At 63.9% G+C, this 22,776-nt stretch carries 17 protein-coding genes; 8 read left to right on the forward strand and 9 right to left on the reverse strand.

Features of this window, described 5'->3' with window-relative positions; translation table 11 throughout:
• The first annotated feature begins 757 nt into the window (after positions 1-757).
• Positions 758-1,603, forward strand: coding sequence for a hypothetical protein (locus ACLP9N_RS29285; RefSeq protein ID WP_442410644.1), 846 nt, complete (start codon positions 758-760; stop codon positions 1,601-1,603).
• 538 nt (positions 1,604-2,141) lie between these two features.
• A complete protein-coding gene (locus ACLP9N_RS29290; protein ID WP_442410645.1) occupies positions 2,142-3,527 on the forward strand; it encodes a PPE family protein, SVP subgroup in 1,386 nt (461 codons plus the stop codon).
• Between the two features lie 267 nt (positions 3,528-3,794).
• On the opposite strand, the gene ACLP9N_RS29295 is transcribed toward ACLP9N_RS29290, so the two are convergent.
• Together ACLP9N_RS29295 and ACLP9N_RS29300 are read right to left on the reverse strand one after the other, a co-directional pair.
• The gene (locus ACLP9N_RS29295) at positions 3,795-4,958 is read right to left on the reverse strand and encodes an RDD family protein (protein WP_442410646.1); all 1,164 of its coding nucleotides are present in this window, start codon (positions 4,956-4,958) and stop codon (positions 3,795-3,797) included.
• Between the two features lie 236 nt (positions 4,959-5,194).
• Positions 5,195-6,016, reverse strand: a complete 822-nt coding sequence (locus ACLP9N_RS29300; RefSeq protein ID WP_442410647.1) for a hypothetical protein — start codon at positions 6,014-6,016, stop codon at positions 5,195-5,197.
• Between the two features lie 49 nt (positions 6,017-6,065).
• Here ACLP9N_RS29300 and ACLP9N_RS29305 point away from each other — a divergent pair, with 49 nt between their 5' ends.
• A complete protein-coding gene (locus tag ACLP9N_RS29305; RefSeq protein WP_442410648.1) occupies positions 6,066-6,272 on the forward strand; it encodes a hypothetical protein in 207 nt (68 codons plus the stop codon).
• Between the two features lie 184 nt (positions 6,273-6,456).
• On the opposite strand, the gene ACLP9N_RS29310 is transcribed toward ACLP9N_RS29305, so the two are convergent.
• Positions 6,457-7,653: a tyrosine-type recombinase/integrase gene (locus ACLP9N_RS29310; RefSeq protein ID WP_442410649.1), complete on the reverse strand. Its 1,197-nt coding sequence runs from the start codon at positions 7,651-7,653 to the stop codon at positions 6,457-6,459.
• A gap of 507 nt (positions 7,654-8,160) precedes the next feature.
• Between ACLP9N_RS29310 and ACLP9N_RS29315 the strand changes: the two genes are divergently transcribed.
• Complete coding sequence (locus tag ACLP9N_RS29315; protein ID WP_442410659.1) at positions 8,161-8,991, forward strand: alpha/beta fold hydrolase; 831 nt, start codon at positions 8,161-8,163, stop codon at positions 8,989-8,991.
• A 172-nt stretch (positions 8,992-9,163) separates the two neighbouring features.
• A complete protein-coding gene (locus ACLP9N_RS29320; protein WP_442410650.1) occupies positions 9,164-10,234 on the forward strand; it encodes a 2Fe-2S iron-sulfur cluster-binding protein in 1,071 nt (356 codons plus the stop codon).
• Between the two features lie 31 nt (positions 10,235-10,265).
• On the opposite strand, the gene ACLP9N_RS29325 is transcribed toward ACLP9N_RS29320, so the two are convergent.
• Together ACLP9N_RS29325 and ACLP9N_RS29330 are read right to left on the reverse strand one after the other, a co-directional pair.
• A complete protein-coding gene (locus ACLP9N_RS29325) occupies positions 10,266-11,183 on the reverse strand; it encodes an LLM class flavin-dependent oxidoreductase (protein ID WP_442410651.1) in 918 nt (305 codons plus the stop codon).
• Positions 11,184-11,194: 11 nt separating this feature from the next.
• Positions 11,195-12,484, reverse strand: a complete 1,290-nt coding sequence (locus tag ACLP9N_RS29330; RefSeq protein ID WP_442410652.1) for an NADH:flavin oxidoreductase — start codon at positions 12,482-12,484, stop codon at positions 11,195-11,197.
• Positions 12,485-12,742: 258 nt separating this feature from the next.
• Here ACLP9N_RS29330 and ACLP9N_RS29335 point away from each other — a divergent pair, with 258 nt between their 5' ends.
• Both ACLP9N_RS29335 and ACLP9N_RS29340 read left to right on the forward strand, forming a co-directional pair.
• The gene (locus tag ACLP9N_RS29335; protein WP_442410653.1) at positions 12,743-14,476 is read left to right on the forward strand and encodes a 3-ketosteroid-delta-1-dehydrogenase; all 1,734 of its coding nucleotides are present in this window, start codon (positions 12,743-12,745) and stop codon (positions 14,474-14,476) included.
• Positions 14,473-15,012, forward strand: coding sequence for a flavin reductase family protein (locus ACLP9N_RS29340; protein ID WP_442410654.1), 540 nt, complete (start codon positions 14,473-14,475; stop codon positions 15,010-15,012). Before ACLP9N_RS29335 ends, ACLP9N_RS29340 begins: the two co-directional genes overlap by 4 nt.
• A 70-nt stretch (positions 15,013-15,082) precedes the next feature.
• Here ACLP9N_RS29340 and otsB read toward each other — a convergent pair whose 3' ends face one another.
• A complete protein-coding gene (otsB, locus tag ACLP9N_RS29345; protein ID WP_442410655.1) occupies positions 15,083-18,835 on the reverse strand; it encodes a trehalose-phosphatase in 3,753 nt (1,250 codons plus the stop codon).
• Between the two features lie 90 nt (positions 18,836-18,925).
• On the opposite strand from otsB, the gene ACLP9N_RS29350 reads away from it, so the two are divergent.
• The gene (locus tag ACLP9N_RS29350) at positions 18,926-20,329 is read left to right on the forward strand and encodes a wax ester/triacylglycerol synthase family O-acyltransferase (protein ID WP_442410656.1); all 1,404 of its coding nucleotides are present in this window, start codon (positions 18,926-18,928) and stop codon (positions 20,327-20,329) included.
• Positions 20,330-20,355: 26 nt separating this feature from the next.
• Here the strand turns inward: ACLP9N_RS29350 and ACLP9N_RS29355 are convergent, their stop codons facing one another.
• The 3 genes from ACLP9N_RS29355 to ACLP9N_RS29365 form a co-directional block, all read right to left on the reverse strand.
• Entirely contained in the window at positions 20,356-21,741 is a 1,386-nt protein-coding gene (locus tag ACLP9N_RS29355; protein ID WP_442410657.1) for a WS/DGAT/MGAT family O-acyltransferase, read from the reverse strand.
• 13 nt (positions 21,742-21,754) lie between these two features.
• Positions 21,755-22,141 carry a hypothetical protein gene (locus tag ACLP9N_RS29360; RefSeq protein ID WP_442410660.1) on the reverse strand — a complete coding sequence of 129 codons (387 nt, stop codon included), beginning with the start codon at positions 22,139-22,141 and terminating at the stop codon, positions 21,755-21,757.
• Positions 22,142-22,250: 109 nt separating this feature from the next.
• On the reverse strand, positions 22,251-22,776 hold a 526-nt coding region (locus ACLP9N_RS29365; RefSeq protein WP_442410658.1), incomplete at its 5' end, for a phosphoenolpyruvate carboxylase.

A 22,776-nucleotide genomic window follows, 5' to 3' on the forward strand; every position in this document is an offset into this window, starting at 1 on the left:
CGCCGTTCGGCATCACCGCCAGCCTGGGAGTCGCCCGCCTTCCTCTGAAGTCCGTCTCAGTCCTCGGCTGCGAGACGATCGACGATCTGATCACCATCGCCGATGCCGCAATGTATGACGCGAAACGGTCCGGCGGCAACCAGATCCGGGAGGTTACCGCGACATAGCATCGAGAGGCGGCCGGAACATGCGGTTGCTGCCCAGTGTCAGCACTCCAGCTGCCACGGGATGTGCCTTCTTGGTGGAGCTGCCGGGAATCGAACCCAGCCCAAAAATCTCGCTGCCCTGCGAAAACCTCGAATTTGACGACGCGAAACGACGCGAAAGTACGCGAAACGACCTGCGGATACGCGAAGGGTGTTGATGGCATCAACACGCACCGGGCGTAATAACGGGAAGACCGGTCCGACTGGTAAACCACCCGCCCCGGTTTAGTCGACACCTCACTATCGAGCAGTCAAGAGTTCTGGCGCAGGAAGCCTTGGACGACGTTCGACGTTGCTGCATCGACCCGCTATTCGTACGGCAGGATGGAATCGTGGGGAAGGGTGCACGTCTTCGAGACCGGAGGACAAAAGGCCATATCAAGGTCGACGATGCAGCAGCAGTAATCGCTGCGGTCCAGTCTTGGGCGAACCAGGTACGAGGAACCGGTCCCCGTGGCCAGTGGATACAGGATGTAGCACGGTTCATATTCGAGAAGTGGACCGACAGCCCGGTCGTCCTGCGCGTCGACAGCGAGTTCGCAGGTGCGCTTGTGAACTCAAATACCGATGTCGAGCTGGTCCCTGACTGGTTGGAACGGTTCCCGTTCAACGCCATCGCTTACAGCCTTGCCACCCCACTATCGCTCGATGACGGCCACCGATTGTGCCATTACCTCGGCATGGTCGTAACGGGCATCAACAACGTCCGGTACGGGGCGACGAGCGCTCCTCCACCGATAATCCGACCGGACGGACAACGGTTCGAACCCGCTGAGGGTGCGGTGTTCACACGCTACGTCGACATCCCCACTGGGCAGGGCGTTCGATGCATCTGGGTGTTCAAGGAGGACGGCGATCCAAACCCACAGCTGCAGAGTGTCACGTTCCCACTGCGCGGCGTTTGTGCCAACGACGCGACGTTGGCTGACCTAATCGATGTCCAGATCGCATTTGCAAACGAGGTGGGGCAATCGGAGGGTGAAGAATTACCCGTACTCATTCCGTTGTCGTTGTCGCTGCTGCTTTACACCGCCGGAACAGACCCGGAAATCGACTGGCCCCCCGCGCAACAGATTACGCGACCCCACCAGATCCGTGATTCCATAATCGGCAACCTCGGGTGGCGAACTGGTGCATCGCTGAGGCAGCAGCGCAAGCGCCCGTCCGGTGCGGGTGAAGCGGAGGGAAGCCCCGGTCTCGGCGGCTGGCGACTCCCGCCGCATATCCGCAAGGCTCACTGGCACCGGGTGCGCATCGTTGAGCGCGACAAGATGGGCAACGCAATCGGGAGCCGCGACGGCATCGAGGACATCGACTGGCACTACGAACTGCGTTGGTATCCACCAACTCCCGTGAACGCCGTTGGCGGCGTTGCGCCAACTGTTCGAGAACCATGATCACCGCCTGCAGCGACTATCATTCCTGCCAAGACCGCTGGAACGAGTGAACGCCCGCCCACAAACCCATCGGGCGAGCCGAGCGTGGAGTCGACTTGCGACCCCTTGACCCCCAGTCAGAAATTCGGCGTGTCCCGGTGTGCATCGGTGTCTTTTTCCGCAGCTCACAGCCGTGTGTGCACCTCGGTGCACACTGGTGGACCAGATCCAATTGGGGTCAGAATTGGGGCTGATTCGGGCCAGCGCGTTGAGGGCGGAGCGTCCAACGCCTTGGGACCCAGAGGTCGGCGGACGTCGCCAGCAATGATAGCCACCTCCGTCTTGGCCAGCCCCACCCAGCCGCCAACACCACAGTTATCCGATTTCCAGCAACCTCACCCGATTTGGTCCGTCACCGACTCATATGGGCGCAAGCTGCAGTAATGCAGCGGATGTGGCGCAATCGCGAGACGGCTGACCTCAAAACTTCGGCTCCGCATCGCGGGTCGTATGCGCCCACCGATGCTACCAACGCGATCAATTAGGAGGTTGTGTAGCAATGGATTTCGCAATATTACCACCGGAAATCAACTCGGGGCGGATGTATGCCGGTCCCGGGTCAGGACCAACGCTGGCCGCCGCGGCAACCTGGGACGGGCAAGCCAGCGAGTTGCACTCGTTGGCGGCCTCCTATGGATCAGTGATCTCGGGGCTGACCGCTGGGCCCTGGCGTGGCCCCGCATCGGCGGCGATGGCGGCCGCGGCCGGTCCCTACGTGACGTGGATGAGAACCACCGCCACGCAGGCCGAGCAGACGGCCACCCAGGCCAAAGCGGCGGCGGCCGCCTACGAGGTGGCATTTGCGGCGACGGTGCCCCCGCCAGTGATCGCGGCCAACCGCGCCCAGTTGACGGCGCTGGTGGCGACCAACCTATTCGGTCAAAACACCCCCGCGATCGCGGCCACCGAGACCCACTACGCCGAGATGTGGGCACAAGATGCCGCTGCGATGTACGGCTACGCGGGCATATCGGCGTCCGCGACAACGCTGACGCCGTTCACGCCCCCACCGCAGAGCACCAACCCTGGCGGGCTCGGCGGCCAAGCTGCCGCGCTCGCCCAAGCCACCGCCACACCGGTCGCGACCAACACACAGACGATGCTGGCGCAGCTGACCTCCGCCGTGCCCACGGCCCTAAAGGGGCTCGCCGCTCCCTTGTCCTCCACGTCGGCGGCCGGACTTCCCGTAATCCCGCAGAGCCTGGCCGGAATCCTGCAGACCCTGGGCATGAGCCTGTTATCCCCTTCGACCATATTGGAGCCCTCGGCATTGGGTCTCGGGTCGTCTGAATTGACCACGGCGTCAGGGGCATGGGCAAAGACGCGGCCCAAGGCGACGACGAGATGCAGGCCGCCCAGGATGAAATTGGCTTGGATCAGAAGGCACTTACCAAGCAAATTACCGGCATGTAGGGTCAAATTAGCCGGTTCGACCAGTTGGGCGCGGCAGGGTCAGCGGGCTCAGCCGGTCTTGGGCCAGGCGGCCTCGGTCGGAGCGTTGTCGGTACCGCCGGGCTGGACCGCGGCGACCCCGGCGATCAGGCTGGCCGCGGTGGCGTTGCCAGGCCTCGGTGCCGCCCCAGAAGTCTTCGCAGGCAGCCCAGGGAGCCTATTCAGCCAAATGGCCCTGGCAAGTATGGCCGGGCGGGCGATCGGAGGCTCGGTTAGCCCGGGCCACCGGGAACGCATCGGGGCGACTACTCGTGCATGCCCGGCGCCCACACCCAAGTCGCCCGGCGGCCCCACTACGGGGATCGCCGAGATGCGCGAAGTCACTGAACTTCTATGCAAACTCGGCTCACTCCGCGACTCGGGGATTCTCACCGGCGAGGAATTTAACGAGCAGAAGCGACGCCTTCTGGATACCGCCCCGGCATCCCTCTGACAATTTTCGTTTGTCGTCCGCCAGCGCGCGGCGATCTATTTAAGGGACCGGATGTTCGGACGGACAACTTCGAACGCCAAACACAGTTCGGCCACATCGTTTGGCCGCGCATGAGATCAGCTGACGGCCGGTCGTTTCTGGACCGAGATTCGAGACTCTCGTATGTCTATTTTGAGACCCCGTTCAGTTCTGCTCGCACTTGGTCGATGTGGTCGTAGGTGAAGGTCGCCAACGCGGCGGTCGCGATGTCCACTGTGTGTCGTCCCGCTATCGCCATTGCTCGGTCCATTGGCGGCCGTCCCAGTGGCGCTGCCGTCGGGCATCGCCCGGGTCCGGGTACCAGCCGGGCGGTGGCAAAGTCGGCGCCAACCGCTGCTGGCGGGCGGCCTTGCGCTCCCGGAAGTACGCCGCCTCTTCTTGTCGTGCCGCGACAGAACGGGTGATGGCCCTTGCGATAAGCACACACACCGTAGTCGTTACGAAAACGCACGCGAGGAACGCAAAGTAATTACGGTACCAGCCCCAGTCATATCGACCCTGCGCAAATATCATGATCGCGACGATGCCCGCGATCGGGACAAGCAAATATGTCGCCCTGTAGTACCGCCGCAAGATTAAGATCCCTGCGGTCCACAATGGCGGAACGAAGGCCGCCAGGACATATGGATCTACAAAGTTCCCAGCAGCGCCGTATGTGATCGGGCCGACCGACACTCGAGGTCCACAGTCGGGGTATGGCCCAGCACTCGTGCAGACCCAACGGCTTGTGGTTGTCAGACAGGCCAGCACGGTCAGGATGGCCGCGATCGCGAGCACCATGACGCCGACTGCCATCCGGATTCTCGGTCGCGGTGTGCGGCTGCGCCGCGCTGACGGGGGGTCCTTAGGCAGGCAGACCGTGTTCATGATCATGTCGGCGATCGTCTGCCGTTTGGCGGTGAGCAGCGGCAGCAGGTAGCCGACGCCGAAGATGATCGAGTCGATGACGTGCGCGAAGTAGCGCACAATCGACAATCCGAAGCCGATGGGCTGGCCGTCGCGTTCATCGACCACCTTGAACTTCAGCACCGACTTGCCGATGGTCGAGCCGGTGGTTCCTTGACGGTAGCCCCAATTCCAGATCAAGTACGCCAGTATCACCAGAGTAAGGATCGCCTGAACGATGCCTTCCAGGCGTGTCGAGCCACCCGCCGCGCCGATGATCAGTCCGCCGCCGAGGCCGAGGATCGCGAAGAGGATCAGGTACACAATTTGGTCGACGATGAAGGCGCCGACACGCCTGATCCAGGACGCATAGGCCTCCGTCGGCAGGTCATCGACCGGTTGGCCTGGGGGCGGCGGCCACACCGCGCCCGGCGTAGGCGATTGAGAGCCCCCGGGCGGCGGGGGTGGCGGGTAACTGCCGGACTGAACAGGCGGTTGTTCGGTCATTGGCGGAGCCTTCCACTGACGAGGTGAGTCAGACTGGGTAACGATGACCCTAGGTGCCCATGGCACGCTACGTGGCCGAATAACCGCCAGTTCCGCATGAGCACGGCATTAATCATTGATATTGAAGTGTCCTTCGCACGTCCGGCGCCACCATCAGCTAAGAGCGGTCTCGCAGGCGGCGCGCCGGTCTCGGTCGGACCCGGGCGAGACGAAGTTTTGAGACCCTCATATCTCGTCTATTCCGAGACAGCGTTCAGTTCTGCTCGGGCCTGGTCGATTTGGTCGTAGGCGTAGGTCACCATGGCGGCGGTGCTCATCGTCTCGCCCTGGCGGGCGAGCGAGTCGTAGGTCGCCTCGCCGAGGACATCGCGGAGGTGGGCGATCACGCTGCTGAGTTGGGGGACTGTCGGCCCGGTGAGGGGATCGAGTGCGAAACCGGCGATGGTGGCTGCCGGTTCGAGGCGGTCGAGGAAGACCGCGAGAGTTGCCAGGGGGCCACGGATGTAGGCGACGTGGCCTGAGTCGTAGAAGTTGCCGATGGCCAGAGTGATGTGATCGAGTGCCGCCAGCGGGTCGCGGTGTTCGGGCTCAAGCTGAGACAAACCGGTCGCCAGATGTGATTCGACGAAGCGGTTGCCGCTGTCTCGGGCGATCACCAGACCCCGGCGCAGGGCTTCCATCGCGCGGACGGGATCAGCATCGCCGAAGGCCCCGCCGTAGGCGTTCAGCGCGTACGCGAGCGCAAAGGGGTTGTGGGTGGCTTCGGCGGCTTCGATCAGCCCATTCGCGGCGGCCCGCGCCTCCTCACCGGCCCCGGCGACCCACAGTGCGAGGACCAGCGATGCCCGGGTGAGTGCATGGGTGTCGCGGCCGCGTGCGAGCTGGGCGCGACACCACTCGACCATTCGCTCGGGCTGGCCGATGACCAGGTACACACCGCCGAGCCCGCCCTCGAGGCCGAACGGCACCTCGCCGCCATTGGCGATCACCGTCTGGGCGGCGTCGCTGTAGCCGACAGCGGCCTCGATCCGTCCGGGCATCCAGCACTGCGCCGCCATCACGTACAGCAACCCGAGTCGGGGATGGTCGACGGCGCGGGCGGACTCGATGCCGACAGGAGACCCCGATCCCGTCCTGGCCAACGACCACCACCTGGCCGACACCGACGACGTACCCGTAGAGCGCCGGAGGCCGAAAGTCCCTAGCCGCCTGCCCGCCGATGACGTGACGATGAGCGGCGTAGGCAACCATGAAAGCGGGCCCGCGCCGGATGGCTTCAGCACCCTGCCCGGCGCGCGTCTGATCTCGGCCTGACGAGAGCCGTCAGAATCACTCATCAGGATTTCGTGGCGAAGGTGTCGAGCAATGCACACTTGTATGCGCATGACTCTACCGGATCCGGAGTTTGCTTGCTGAAATGCTTAGCACTATCTAACAGTGAAATTCCCAGATCGTGCATTTGCTACAGGTTTGTTCTAATTTACCTACAGAAACGCGGCTATAAGTCGCCAAGTCGGGAGCCAAGAGCCAGCACGGCAGCCCGTGCACCGTCCTGGGAGCCGTGACCATAGGTATCGCCGGTAACGCTGATCGATGAATGCCCGAGCAGGTCAGCCACTTGGCGAATGTGGACCCCAGACTCAAGCCAGGCGACCGCAGCACTATGCCGCATAGTGTGCACACCGATACCCTCGACAGCTGCCTTCCTCGCAGCAATCTCGATGGTTCGCAGGAGATTGCGAGGGTCGACGGCCTCCCCCAACTCGGTGGCGAACAGCAGGCCGTGGTCCTGCCACTGGTTGGCAGCACGCATACGCTCCTCGAGCTGTGCCTTGCGGTGTGCCCGCAGCATCGCCACCGTGGCTGGCGTCAGCGGAATCTCACGTCGGGATCGTTGGGTCTTGGGCTCGGAGATGACGAGCTTGCCCTGTACGCGGTTGAGGGTGCCGACAACTTTCACCAGACCAGCGTCAAGGTTGACGTGCTCCCAGCGCAGCCCGAGTACTTCACCCCGGCGCATACCGGTTGCGGCGATCAGCGCCACGGCCGGGTAGTACCGCAGGCCCTGAGCGGCCTTCAGCACGGCGGAAACCTCCTTGGTGTCCAAGTACCTGGCCTCGGTCTGTTCGATGCCGGGGCGGCGCACTGCGGCGGCGGGGTTGCGGGCCAGCAGGCCATCGCGCACGGCACCGTCGAGCGCGCGCCGCAAGATCGTGTAGACCTGCCTGACGGTCGAGTCGGATAGTGCCCGTACCGGCTCGGGGTTGGGATTATCCACGGTGCGCTTGCCGGGCTTGGACCTGGCGCGCATGACCAGGATTAGGCCCTCGATGTGTGAGGGCCGCAACCGATCCAGCCGGGTGGCACCGAACGGCTCGGGCTCCAAGTGGTTGCGGGCGAGGTTGGCGTACAGCTCCTTGGTGCTTGCCCTGCGATCCGATGCCGCCAGGGTGGTCTCCCGCCAATGCCGCAACCAGTCGGCGAGGGTGAGCGAGGCGTCCCTGGGCGGCTGGCCCTCGGCGATGCGGTCTTGCACCTTGTCCAGCTCGGCAAGCGCTGCCTTCTGGCTGCCCGCATACACCGAGACACGTTTGCGTACTCCGGTGTCCGGATCCAGGTAGCTCAGCCGTGCTTCCCAGCGCCCGTCACGCCGCTGCCGTACTGATCCCTCGGAGTTTGCCCGGCGCTTCGCCACGGACACATTCTAATTCCTGGTTGGGGTAGCAATTGGGGTCACACCCTATCTTGCGGGTGGTTGCCAGAGGCGAAGATACCCTCTGACCTGCGTCGGGCTGACAGGATTTGAACCTGCGACCACTTGACCCCCAGTCAGCCAGAGACTGACTTGAGGTGTCTCTGACTGTATCCAAGATCCCGCTCAGCTGGGAAAACGATCCCTGCCTGTCGCTCAGGGTCCCACGGTATTTGCCATTCCGTGTGACAGCGTCGTGACAATCTCTCAGTCGGGCCAGAATGAGTCGACACCGGTGCCAGTCGACGTGCTTTACCCGAGCCCGTAAACCACGGCTCCTTGTGCGAGGACCGATTGATCCCCACGCAGACTGAGCCGCTCGCCCACTGATCGGAACAACGCCAAAGAACTGCTTTGGCCGCGTGGCAACTTTGTCGAGAGCAGCTGCGACCGGGAGGTGTAGTGACGGCGTCATCAATCAATCTCAGTTACGGTGCGACCCTGCATGAGATGCCAACCGCCGACGGTATGTTGCGTTATCACGAGGCCGGAGAAGGCCCGGTACTGCTGTTCCTGCACGGATCGGGACCTGGGGTTACCGGATGGCGCAATTTTCGCGGTGTTCTCCCCTTTTTCGCCGAGCGCTTTCGCTGTCTCGTCCTGGAGTTCCCCGGATTCGGCGTCAGCGACGACTTCGGTGGCCACCCCATGGTCACCGCCCATGGCGCGGTGGTCTCTTTCGTAGAATGGCTTGGCTTGGACAGGGTCGACGTCGTCGGCAACTCGATGGGCGGTGCGGTTGGGATCAACTTCGCCGTCCGATACCCAGACAAGGTCGGCCGCCTGGTGACCATCGGCGGCATCGGCACCAACATCTTCAGCCCCGGGCCCAGCGAAGGCATCAGGCTGCTTCAGGCGTTCGTTGAAGAACCCACCCGGCAGCGCCTGATCGACTGGCTGAATTCGATGGTGTACAACCCGGCGCTGGTGACGGAGGAACTGATCGAGGAGCGCTGGCAACTGGCCACCGACCGCGAGGCGCTCGCTGCCGCACGCCGGATGTACGGCAAAGCAGCGTTCACGCGGATGATGGCCGCGATGGCGGCATCCGACGCCGCGATGCCGTGGGCCATGATGCACAAACTGGGGAGCCCGACGCTGCTGACATGGGGCCGCGACGATCGCGTCAGCCCGTTGGACATGGCGTTGATACCGATGCGCACGATACCCAACGCCGAACTGCACGTGTTCCCCAACTGCGGGCACTGGGCGATGATCGAGGCCAAAGAGGCGTTCCAGAGCACCGTACTGGCATTCCTGACGCGTCGGGAAACGCCGTAGAGGTTTCGTTTCCGATCAGCGGGAACCTTGACGCTACTCGTTGAACTTGCGGAGAACTACGTGCCAGATATCGCAACTCAAGCGGTGCAGCCAGCACCTTCAGCCCGCCGCCATCAGCCCGACTCCACCGCCTCGGCCGCATGGAATCCGACCGCAGACCGCATCGCCGCTGATGGGTGATTCCCAAATCCCGCGTAGTGCAGTCAATTGCGCCGGCTCGCATTCCTCAATGTTGACCGTGGCGAAGATCATCGACGAGACCGACGACGCTCGCTCAATCGTTTTCGATCTCCCAGATGAGCTGCGCGAGCGATTCTCCTACCAGCCGGGGCAGTTCTTGACCGTGCGGATTCCGAGCGACCGCACCGGCTTTGTAGCGCGGTGCTACTCGTTGTCCAGCTCACCCCACACCGATGTCAAGTTGAAAGTGACCGTCAAGCGCACTGTTCGCGGCTACGGGTCAAACTGGTTGTGCGACAACGTCCGTGCGGGAGACACTATCGAGGTCTTGCCGCCGGCCGGGATCTTCACTCCCAGGCATCTCAACCGCGATTTCCTGCTGTGGGCTGCCGGCAGCGGGATCACGCCGGTGATGTCGATCCTGAAGTCGGCACTGGCCGCCGGCGCAGGCCGCATCGTGCTGATATATGCCAACCGCGACGAACGATCCGTGATCTTTGCCGATGAAATCGGCTGTGTGGCAGAGCAACACCTTGAGCGATTGACGGTGATCCATTGGCTGGAGTCCCTACAGGGACTGCCGACTGCCACGCAACTGGCCAGGTTCGCTTCCGCCTTCAACGACTCTGAATCGTTTCTCTGCGGGCCTAAACCGTTCATGGACGCCGTCATCCAGGCCCTGTCCGCCGCTGGTGTTCCGAAGGACAACACCCACGCGGAAATCTTCACATCGCTTACCGGAGATCCTTTCGTCGAAGTTGCCGCCGAGGAGCCCGCCGACCATCAGAACGACGCGGCCCGGGCCCAAGTCGAACTCGATGGCCAATGCCATGTCTTTCGGTGGCCGCGCAGGCAGACGCTCGTCGAAGCCATGCTCAGCCAAGGAATCGACGTACCCTTTTCATGCCGGGAAGGTCGATGCGGCTCGTGCGCCTGCACATTGCTTACGGGTGAAGTCGATAGAGGCGACGCGGCAATCCTTGAACGACAGGACATCGACGCGGGTGTCATCCTGGGATGTCAGGCTCGCCCTGTCAGCGACGAGGTCGAGATCGGATTCTGAGTTCGCCGGGCGCACCACCGCCGCTTCGGACTCACGTCAGTGGCGACAAGACTTCGGCCAGCGCGTCGTAGATGTCGCGTCGCCGCTTCGGCTCCCTCATCGACCTGTCCGAAAATATAACCTCGTCGACCCCCTCGTCACGCCAGGTCGCCGCAGCATCGGCGATACGGGTAGGGGGGCCGTAGATTACGGGTAGCGGCAAGTGTTTCGCGACTCGCGCGGCTAGCGCCTCCTCCTCGGCGGACTGTGTGACGATCGTCAGCGCCTGCGTCGAACGCCAGATTGTCGACGGGTCCCGGCCCACCGCTTCGCAGGCCGAATCGAGCTTCCGGGCGTTCTCCCGGAACCGCCCGGGCGCCGACCAGGAATTCCACTCATGCGCATAGCGCGCCACCAGCCGCAGCATCCGTGCGCCGCTGCCAGCGATCAACAACGGCAGCGGCGACTGCACTGGTTTGGGATCGCAGCCGGCGTCGGTGAGCTGGTAGTAGTGACCACTGAAAGTGGTCGTCGGTTGGCTCAGCAGCCCGCTGATGACGGTCACCGCCTCGGCGAATCTGTTGACCCGTTCTCCGCGCGGGCCCAATTCCAGGCCGTACTGCCGATGCTCGTTGCCCTGCCAACCGGTGCCCAGACCGAGGGTGAGTCGGCCGTGGCTAATGTGGTCGACCGTGGCTGCCCAGTTGGCCAGTACCGCAGGGTGGCGATAGGTGACGGACAGCACCAGGTTGGCCAGTCGCACGCGAGTCGTGGCGCCGGCCAGCGCGGCGAGCACCCCGGTGCCCTCGAGGATTCCGTCCTCGGGACGGTCGGTATTGGGCAGGAAGTCATTGGCTATGAAGTGATCCGCCACATACACGCAATGCCAGAACTTTTCGTCTGCCTGGCACGCGAGGTCAAGCAGTCCAGACCACGGTTGTGCGGCGCCGGGCCATACCGAAAAACGCATGTCGGCCTCAGTTATGGAGCAGCGGTCGCATTGGGCTGGTCGGGAACGGGCTCGGCTCGGACCGGTGAACGCGAATATTCGGCACTGGCCTCCACCGGCCCGTAGTGCTGGTCGGGATCGAGAACGCAATGGGTGCGGCCGAAAACCGTCACTACACACTTGTTGTTGTGGTTGCAGCGACTCTGTGCGCCGGCATCGGACTGGAGTCGATTGACCAGATCCGGCTCGCGCAGCAGGGATCGCGCCATCGCGACGAAGCCGAAGCCCTCCCGCATGGCGATGTGCATGTGATCACGGTTGGTGACTCCGCCAAGCAGAATCAGCACGCTGTTCTTGATCACGGGGACGAACTGGCGCGCTGACTCCAGCATGTACAGATCTTGATATGGGTAATCGCCGAGCAATTTGTCCCCAAACAGCCGGATGCCGGAACTCAGCGGCTGCGGAAAGACCTTGGCGAATTCGTCGATCGGTGCGTCGCCGCGGAATAGATACATCGGCTTGTAGGCCGACGAACCCTGGGTGAGTTCGATGGCGTCGACATTGGCGTCGGCGTCCAAGAGTTGCGCCGTGCGCAGTGACTCCTCCAGCCGGATGCCCCCTCGTATGCCATCGGTCATGTTGAGCTTCGCGGTGATCGCCATGCGGTCACCGACGACCTCACGCACTCGCTGGGCGATCGCTCGGACGAAGCGCGAACGATTCTCGATATTCCCGCCGTACTCGTCGCGACGGCGGTTGAGCAGCGGGCTCAGGAACGAGCTCGGCAGGTACAGATGACCGAAATGCAACTCGACCGCGTCGAATCCGGCCGACGCCGCAACGTCGGCGGCATCGCCGAACTGGTCGATCACGCGAGTGATCTCATGGCGTTGTATGGGGCGGCAATAATCGAACGTCAGCGGGTTGAGGAATTTGCTCGGCCCCACCGGTGTGACTTTGGTGAGCTTGCGGGAGGCGACTACGCCGGCATGGCCGAGTTGGGCCGAGACGGCCGCGCCGGCCGCATGAACGGCATCGGTCAATCTGCGCAGTCCCGGTAGCGCCGAGTGACTCATCACGATCTGCCCGGGAGCGCTGGCCCCTTCCCTGGACACACAGCAGTACGCCACCGTCGTCATGCCGACTCCGCCGCGTGCCAGTTTGCGGTGAAAGTCGATCAGGTCTTCGGTGACCTCGCCACGCGGAGATCGACCCTCGGAAGTGGCCGCTTTGATGACCCTGTTGCGCAACCGCACCGATCCCAGCGTCGCCGGGGAGAAGGGGTCCGGCACTGAGGCGACTCTGGGTGCAGCGGACATGCGGGGGTCCTTCCCGTCGGTGCGTCAGTCATAAGCGAACCTGCACGGTCCGGTGGCCGGGATCAAGCGCAGCGTCCGGTCAGTGGTAAGGCGGGTTGTGAACGTGCTCACTTCCTGTCCCGGGCTGCAAAGCCACTGTTCCGGTAGGAGGAAATGTCGGCCGTCGATGCCGTCCTGCGGCCCTAGCGTTTGACGGTGGGGACCGGCGCGAGCGGCGACAGCCGCGTAAACCGAGAGACCGGAAGGTGAGAACTACTGGTGACGACTGTTCCGCCCGAAACGCCTGCACGCATGACCGTGGACCTGCTGGTGGTCGGGTCCGGGACCGGCATGGCCGCCGCACTGGCGGCCAGCGAACTCGGGATGTCTTGCCTTGTGTTGGAGAAAACCGAGTACGTCGGTGGATCCACGGCCCGCTCTGGGGGCGCCTTCTGGTTGCCGGCCAATCCGGTACTGCGCGCGGCCCGATCCGGTGATTCGCTGGAGGCCGCACGTGCATATCTCAAGTCGGTCGTCGCCGGCACCGGGGCACCAGAGCGACTTGACAGCTTCCTCGATCACTCGGCCGAAACCGTCGAGATGCTGCGGCGCACCACTCCGCTGAAATTCATGTGGACCAAGGGATACCCGGACTATCACCCGGAGCACCCAGGTGGCTCGGTGCTGGGACGCACCTGTGAGAGCCGTCCCTTCGACACTCGCCGGCTGGGCGCTCGTGAATCCCAGCTTCGCCCGGGCGTGATGAAGTCGTCGTTTCCGATGCCGACGACCGGTGCCGACTACCGCTGGGTGAACCTCGTCGCGCGGGTGCCGTCCAAGGGGGTGGCCCGCATCGCGCGGCGAGCGGCACAGGGTCTGGGTGGGCAGCTGTTGCGCCGCCATTACGTCGCCGGTGGCCAGGCCTTGGCCGCCGGGTTGTTCGCCGGTATTCTGGGCGCCCGCATCCCGCTCTGGACAAGAGCGTCGCTGCGCCGGCTCTTAACGGACGGGAATCGCGTCACCGGCGCCGTCGTCGACCGCGGCGGGCAGTCCATCGAGATCATCGCGCGTCGTGGCGTCGTGTTGGCAGCCGGCGGATTCGATCACGACATGGGCTGGCGCTGGAAGTTCCAGTCCGAATCGCTTGTGGCGGAAGCCAGCCTGGGTGCGGAAGGCAATACCGGCGACGCAATCCGTATCGCACAGGACGTCGGCGCGGGAATCGACTTGATGGACCAGGCATGGTGGTTTCCGGCGTTCGCTGCCCTGCCCGGCCGCAATCCGAAGATCATGCTGGCCGAGCGCTCGCTTCCGGGCTCACTGGTCGTCGATCAGAACGGCCGCCGATTCGTCAACGAGGCGACCGATTACATGTCCTTCGGCCAACGGTTCTTCGAGCGTGAGCAAGCCGGAGAACCGGTCGAGGCGATGTGGATCGTGTTCGACCAGCATTACCGCAACAGCTATCTTCTCGCGGGGGAACTCTTGCCCCGCCAGTCACTCCCGAAGCGTTGGTATGACGCGGGGATCGCCTATCGCAGCGACAGCCTCGTGGGGTTGGGGCAAGCCATGGGGCTTCCGGTCGACACATTCGCCTCGACGATGGAGCGATTCAACGCGCTCGCCACGGACGGTGAGGATCACGATTTCGGCCGCGGAAACAGTGCGTATGACCGCTATTACGGCGACCCGACGATCTCTCCAAATCCAAACCTGCGGTCGCTGTCCCATGGGCCGTTCTACGCCGTCAGGATGGTTCTCAGCGACCTCGGCACCTGCGGTGGTCTGCGGGCAGACGCGCGGGCTCGGGTGCTTCGAGAAGACGGGACCGCCATCGACGGCCTGTATGCGATCGGCAACACCGCCGCGAACGTATTCGGCGTCACCTATCCGGGCGCCGGCGCAACGATCGGTCAGGGCCTCGTCTTCGGCTACGTGGCCGCGCTCGACGCGGCGAAAGGGCCCCGCGGGCCCGCCGTCGCGATAAGCGGAACTAAAGGTAAGGAAACATGACGGCGACGGAACTTCCCAGAGTCGCCCTGCCCCGGCGCCCCGCGTTCGACGACGCACTGATCCGCAAGGTTATGGGCCACTTCTGCACTGGCATTGCGGTCGTCACGGCCAACCACGCCGGGCAGCGCCCGATCGGGTTCACGTGTCAGTCAGTGGTTGCCGTATCACTTGACCCGACCTACATCTCGTTCTGCCCGGCCAAGACATCCAGAAGTTGGGCACGCATGCGAGATCCGGGCGCGGTGTGCGTCAACATCCTTGCTGTCGAGCAACGACCAATTTGCGATGTTTTCGCCAGAAGCGGCAACGACAAGTTCGCGGGAGTCAACTGGCACCGCGGCTGGAACGGCGCTCCCGTCCTCGACGGGACACTGGCGTCAATCGAGGCCGACATCGAGTTCGAGCACGACGCAGGTGACCATACGATTGTCGTGGCCCGGGTCAGCGCACTGTACGCCCACGAACACCGCGAGCCCTTGCTGTTCTTCCGCAGTGGCTACGGTGTTTTCAGCGCGGACCTCGGCCTGGAGGCGTAGCGGCCGTGGATTGCGGGCGGGTCGACGTACCTGACCGGTAGCCGTGCCGCCCGTCTAAGCTCGCCCGCGTTCAGAAATCGATTGCATCGGAGAAGTGGGTGGTGGTGCCGGGGCTCAGATACTGCACACGTCCGCGGTATTCGATTTCGACACCATGACTGTCTCGGGGGTCGACGCTGACGATGGCACCCTTTCCGCTAACCCTCAGGTGTAGGTGCAGGCCGCGGTAATGGAAAGGGAAGGCCAGCATGCCAAGGGATTTCGGCCAGTTAGGGTTCAGGACTATCCGATTCTGGCGCGTCTCCATGCCGGTAAAGCACCGCTGCATCAGATCGATGCTGCCCGCCATGGCCGCAAGGTGGATGCCTTCCGAGGTGGTGCCGCCTTGGATGTCGGCGATGTCGGACGTGAGCACCCACTGGAACATCTCCATCGCGTGATCGCGGTTGGCCCTCGCCAACACCCAGGCATGCACCACGCCGCTGAGCGTCGAGCCGTGCGAGGTGCGGGCGATGTAGTAATCGACCATCCTCGGGATTCGATCCGGTGTGAAGCGGTAGCCAAGCCGGTCAAGGATTTCCCGCAGTTCAGGTGCCGACATCAGGTAAAGCAGCATCAGTACGTCCGCCTGCTTCGAGGCCTTATAGCGGTTGACATCGTCGTTTTCGGCCTCGAGGATGCGATCGAGGCGTTGGATGTTGCCATAGCGCCGGCGGTAAAGATCCCAATTCAGTTCCGCTAACTCGCCGTATCCCTCGAACTGGCTGATCACCCCATCGTGGAACGGGACGAACATCCGCCGGCAAACCCGATCCCAGTGCGCCAGCTCCTGCGCGCGAAGCCCGAGCTTTTCGCGGAGGTCGAGCCGGTTGGGCAATGGCATCAAACGCAGCGCATCGAAAGCGCGCAGGATGACCCACACCGCCATCACGTTGGTGTAGGCGTTGTTGTCGATGCCCTGATGCGGTCTCCCGGGGTACCCGGAATGGAATTCATCGGGTCCGATGACACCGCGGATGCTGAAGCGGTCTCGCTCTTCCTCATAGCTCGCTCTGCTGACCCAGAACCGCGCGATGTCCACTAGCAGCTCGGCGCCGTAGTCGATAAGGTACGCAAGGTCGCCGGTGACCTGGTAGAACTTCCATGCGTTGTAGGCAACGGCGATGCCGATGTGTTGCGCGAGCGCGCTCGAGTCCGGGTTCCACCGTCCGCTGCGCGGATTCAGATGCAGCTGCTGGCTTTCCTCACTTCCGTTGCTGCCTGATTGCCACGGGAACATCGCTCCCGCATAGCCCGCCACTTTGGCGGCGCTGCGCGCCTCCGGCAAGCGTCGGTGGCGATACAGCAGCAGCGATCTGGCGACGGTGGGCAGCCGCATGTTCACCACGGGAAAGATGAACAGGTCATCCCAGAAGACATGCCCGCGATACGCCTCACCGTGCAGGCCCCGGGCCGGCGCAGCGGCATCGAGGTCCGCACTGTTGTAGGACACCGTCTGCAGCAGATGTAGTAGGTGCAGCCGGAGGATGCGCAATTCTTCGACGTGACCCTCCAGGTCGATCGACAACCGCTCCCATAGGTGCGCCCAGCTGCGCCGGTGCCCAGACAGCAGCTCGCCGAAGCGACCGAGTCGACTTAGCGCGCGCTGGGCCTCCAGCGACGGCTCGGAGATCGCGACATCGCGCCCGGTGTAAATGGCGACGACCTTCTCGACGCTCACCGACTGACCCGCGGCCAGCTCAACGCATATATCGTGACCGATCTCCGAGTCACTCTCCGCCAGACGGCGGGGAGCCGCCACTGCGGCGTCCTCGCGCCACACGGTGGTCCGCGCCGCCACTGCGATGCCGACGTGCGACTGAGTCGTCTCGACCGCCAGTAACACGGAGTCGTCGGTGAGTTGGCGCTTAGACAGGGAAGTAAGGTGTTTGCCGCCCAGGTCGCGATATCGCTCCACCAGCGAGTTCGACACGCCGCCGTCGATCGTCGACCGGATCTCGAGCGTTCCCGACCAATCCTCGGCGATTATCGCAGTCGTGACCGCGCCGACATGGGGCGTGTGCATCGCAACGAATCGTTCCTGGGTCACGGAACTGGTGCGGCCTGCATCGTCGCGAAAGCGAAACTCCCGGATCAGCACCGCGCTCTTGATGTCGAGAGTCTGACGGTAGGACAACACCTCGACCGCATCGATGTCGAACCAGGCGCCGCCATCGATGCGAAAGGTCATGGGAATCCAATTCGGCAAGTTCACCAGGCTCTCGTTGCTGATCGTCCTGCCCGAAACCTCATCGTCAAGGCGGTTGTAAACGCCGGCGGCATAAGTGCCGGGATAGTGCACCTGCCCAGCCTTCGATTCCGGCGCGGCACCGCGGGTTGCGAAATAGCCATTACCCAAAGTGCACAACGCCTCCCGAAGCTTTTCGGTCGGCGGGTCATAACCGTCGTACGTGAATTCCCATGCCTTGTCGGACGTGCGTTGCATATGGGCGAGCCAGCCCGCACGCTGCCGGACAAATTGGCAAGCCTGCGCAGGACCCTCCAAGGCGAAGTGCGCAGCCGAGCGGCGCCCGGTGTCCGCACGATGTCGCACGACGATGCCGATTCCATCGAAATCCACTGCGTCGAAGGCGCTTTCGTCATCCAACTCGTCGCCAAGGTAAATCGGTAGCCGCGAGGCCGTTTCGTCGATCAGACCACGGATCCAGGCCAGCGCAGCGGCCTTGTCCCAGTCCATATCGGGGCGCAACTCGATTACGTTGCGGCCGGTGGATGCCCGCAGGCCCATCCGCTTACCGAGCTGATACGTTGCCGGGGCGACATCTGCGACGTATTCGGGCGCGACATCGCGATAATTGACGGCGACCGCAAAGCGCTTGTGCTCAAGGCGAACTCCTGCGATATGAGCAATGATGTCGCTCAGCGCGATTGCCGCCTGCTCTATGTTCGGCACCGCGGCGGCGGCCGCTACGTTTGGGTGATAGCTGCCGTCCGGTGCCGTGACCTCCAAGCCGTCGCTGCCGGCATACCAGATGCCGGGTATCCCCACCCGACTCTGGATATCCGCCAGATCGCGACCGCTCAACACGACGACGGGACATTCCGCCGTTAGGTGCTCCAATGCCTCGGCCGCTCCGTCGATGAGCGTGGCCGTGTCCGGCTCGGACACGATTTCGGCCAGCGTGCCATCGAAGTCGAAAAACGTCACCGCTTCCCGGGCGCCGATGACCGCGACGAGCTGACCATACGATTCGAGCGCGTTGGGAATTTTCGAGATGCACTTGTCTCCCGTGCGGACAGTGACCTCGAGAAGGTCGGGGATCACGGCCTGCCCCTTGCAGTGCGCGAGGTCGTTGCCGAGGCCGATCTCGTCGACGAGTATCACCAGTCCGAATCCGGCGTCGCATCCGGCCTGTGCCACCGCGTCGCTGTTTCCGATCACGACCGATCGCTCCGGCGACACATCGAGTCGCCGGGCGGCTTCCAGCATCAGCGCCGATTCGGGGCTGTCGGACGGTCCAGGACCGCCAGAGGGGACGCCGTCGACACGGACGTGGAACAGCTCATCCATCCGGGCGGCTTCGCGCTGTTCAACGGCGCCGCTCGCCGAGAACGCGGCCGTGGCCACCCCGGCTGCATGCAGCCGCTGGACCAGTTCCACCATCAAATCGAGCGCCGGTGCACCGTCGACTATCTGATTACCGAACCCGTCGAGGTTGAACAGCACGGCATCGTGATAACGCGGATCGACGGTGACCGGACGCTGCACAGTTAGTAATCCTTGCTGGAGGTCATCGGCACTCGAAAGCGAAGCCGCCGCCATCGTATTGACGGCGCGACCGAGGGACCGGCAGGTTTCCACAGGCCGGATTGTTCGGCTGCAACCACCGCGGGTTGGGGCCACAGTCGATCCATGAAGCTGATGGATCCGCTCGACGCCGTGATGATGATCGGCGAGGTTCTGTCCAACCCGATGCACGCCGGCGCATTGCTGATCATGTCCCCGCCCGGCGACTCCGGGCCTGCGTACATCGACGAGCTTTACCGGGATGGACTCATCGATGGCGACGACCTGGACCCACGGCTTCGCCGACGACCTCATTATGGCGTGGACACCCTCGGGATGTGGGCCTGGCAAGACGTCGACAACGTCGACATGCGCGAGCACCTGCAGCGCCGGACGCTGCCGGAAGCTTCGGGCGATGACGCGCTGTGGCGCTTGGTCGGCGATCTGCACTCCGAGCGCCTCGACCGCACTCGGCCGCTGTGGATGACATACCTGATCGACGGACTGCCCAGCGGCCGCTTCGCGTTCTACATTAAGGTCCACCACATCGTGGTCGACGGTGTCGCGGGCATGCAGATGATCGGCGACGCGCTGACCACCGACCGGGGTCGACGGTCGATGAAGCCGTTCTATGCAACGGGACCGCACGCCCCCGCCGACCATGCCGGTACCCGACCGATCGCGAATCCCCTTGCGGCGCTGCGCTCGGTCGTCGGCGCCGCCGTGTCGAGCATCGGACTCTTGCGACAGGTGGCCGGCGGCGAAGTGTCCTACCTCGCCGGTGGCCTGGCCCGAGGCACCACAGTGCTCCCCCTCGGCGCGCCGTTCACCCGGCTCAACGGCCGACTGGATGCGCAGCGCGTCGCCGCGGGCGGCATCTGGCCGAGAAAGCGCTTCACGGCGGTGCAGGAGGCCACCGGGGTCAGTACCAACGACGTGATCATGGCCGTCGTCGCAGGCGTGTTGCGCAGTTGGCTGAGCGGCCTCGACGAGTTGCCGAAGCGGTCGCTGGTGGCGTGCTGCCCCATCACAGTGCGAGTCAGCGGCGACAAGAGGCAAGCCGAGCACGCCAACCTGTTCGGCCTGGAGCTGTGCCGGCTGGGCACGGACCTGGAGGATCCGGCAGAACGGCTGGCATCGATCCACCGCGCGATGGTCTGGGCCAAACAACAGGTGGCGACTCACGGGTCCGCCGCGACGACGCTGCTCGCCGCACCCGCGATCGCACCGACCGCGCTACAGTCGATGATTCCGTTCGGACCCAGGTGGCGTACCGGCTACAACCTCCCGATTTCCAATGTCCGCGGCCCGCAAGAGGACATGTATTTCAACGGCGCGCATCTCGACGAAATCTATCCGGTATCAACGGTTTTCGACGGGCTCGCGCTCAATGCGACGGTGTGCTCGTACGTCGATCAGGTCGCATTCGGCTACGTGGCGGGGCGCGACGCGGTGCCGGACATCGAGTCCTTCATCCCGCTGACCGAACGCTCGCTCGCCGAGCTGGAGTCGGCGGTGGCGGCGCGCTGAACCAGGAACGTCTGGAGTGCATTCGGTCAGTCCGCGACCAAAGCCGCCTGTTCCAGCTCCCGCAGCGCCGGTTCGATGGCGTCGGCCAGTTCATCAATGTCGTTGGCGATCTCCGGTGTGGTCGTGAAGCCGAAATGGACCCATCCCCGATAGCTCAAGCAGCTGATGTCAAGGCCGACGTCGATGATTAGCGGCCCTATCGGTACCAGACTTTCGACGATGGCTCCGGCCAGATACATCGGGAAATCGGGTCCGACCACGTTGGAAACCACCATGTTTATCGGGGCGATGTGGCCACCGACGTGGCTTGCCGTGTAGGCGCGGGCGGCCAGCGCAAGCAGCCCGGGCGGTGTCGGTTCGGTGAGACCGACGATCTGATGTGCGGCGAGCGTCCTGGTCATTTCCTTGGCGCCTTGCGAATGGGCGTAGATCGCTTTCATCCGCGCGGCGGCGTCCGGGACGTCGGTCGACAGGCTCACCCTGACGGAGGTGAGCTGGTTGCCTACTTCGGTGCTGTCACCGCGGGTCGACACCGGAACCTGGGCGACCAGTGGCCTCTCGGGAAGCTCGCCGCGGTCTTGCAGGTAGCGGCGCACCGCCCCGGACACCAGCGCCAGCACCACGTCGTTGACCGTGACGCCGAACGCGTTCTTGACAGCCTTCACCCGGTCCAGTGCGACCTGGCAGCTGGTGACCCGACGCTGCGCCGAGATGGGGACGTTGAAGCGCGTGGCAGGCGCCTCGAAAAGGCTGGGCGGCTTGTTGGCCAGCCGGCGCACGTACCACTGCTGCACCAGCGTTTGCTGCGCAAGCCGCAGGAGGCGGATGGGGGTCCTGACGGCGACGTTCGTGATCCCGCCTAGGGCGCGTCGTTCCAAGCGTGGTAGTCCGACACCGGCCACGGGCCGCCCCGCGTCGCCGGCCGGCGGCCGCGGGTCGGGGGTGGCGTCCAACATGATCTCGGCCAACCCCGCACCCGAGACGCCGTCGACGAGAGCATGGTGGATTTTGGTCAGCACGGCCACCCGTCCGCCTGCTACGCCATCGATGAACCACAGCTCCCACAGCGGCCTGCTGCGGTCGAGCTTGTAGGACATCAGACGGCCCACCAAGTCTTCGACCTCCTTACGACCGCCCGGCGAAGGCACCGCGATGCGTCGAATGTGGAAATCGATGTCGAGCTCTGCATCCTCGACAAACCACGGCCGATCCAGGCCCAGCGGTGCACCCGCCACCCGGTAGCGCAATTGCGGCATGCCGGGCAACCGGGCCGCGATGAGATCACGCACCGCGTCGAAGGAGAAGTCGGGCGCCAGGGCGGGATCGCACACCAGGAGCGCACCGATGTGCATATGCCAGTTCGGCGTTTCGGCGAACCACATCGCCGCATCAACACTGGACAACCGCTTCATGCCTAGTTTGAACCTACATCCGCACGAGCGTGAACGGGTAAGTGTTTGTCCCGGCCGGAGCACCGTCGCAGCCCGCTGCAAAGGAGGACTCCAGAGAACCCGCCAGCGTGGTGGAATCCCAGGAATAGATGTCGTGCGTGGGTATCGTGGGGCCGTAATAGATGTCACCGCAGCGCAGTCCGTCGGGAATGTCCACGGTCAACGTGTATCGACCATCGGAGTTCTGGGCAAATCCTTCGTAGCTGAACGCCTTTGCTACGGGCCGCGCCACAGCGCTCACGTGGGCACATCCGGCGGCCGGCAGCCGGCTGCCGGATACGTAGCATCCAGAAATCACCCACACCCACGTGTGGAAGTCATACCTCCCCAGGATCTGAAGTTCGTAGTTGCCGAGTGCCATGTCAGCTCGCGCGACCGGTGCGACCACCACCCCGGCGACCGTCAGGGCAACTCCAATTATCAACGTCTTCACATAACCCTCCGTTCTGCTTGCGGACTCATCGATACCCCTAGCCGCTGTTGCGCAATGCAGTGGCCAGTCCGTTCATCGTCAGAAGGATGCCGCGCTGCACCATCTCGTCGTCGTCCCCGGAGCGGCTGCGCCGCAAGAGCTCCACTTGCAAGAGGTTGAGCGGCTCCAGGTACGGGATGCGGTTGAACACCGAGCGGGCTAACGCCGTATTGTCGGCGAGCAAGCTGTCTTGTTCGGTGATCAGCAGGTACATCGAGATGGTGCGTTCGTGTTCGGCGACGATCTTGTCGAACACCCGGCGCCGCAGAGTCTCGTCGGGGACCAGCTCCGAATATCTTGCGGCCAAACCCATGTCGGATTTGGCCAGCACCTGGGCCATATTCGACAGCACGGTGCGGAAGAACGGCCAGCGCCGATAGAGCTCCCGCAGAACGTCCAGCCGGCCGTCACCCTCGGCGATCCAGTCGGCGACCGCCGTGCCGGTGCCGTACCAGCCGGGAAGCATCACCCGCGACTGGCTCCAGGCCAGCACCCACGGAATGGCCCGCAAGTCGGAGATCGAC

Source organism: Mycobacterium sp., assembly GCF_052144515.1.
GTDB lineage: Bacteria > Actinomycetota > Actinomycetes > Mycobacteriales > Mycobacteriaceae > Mycobacterium.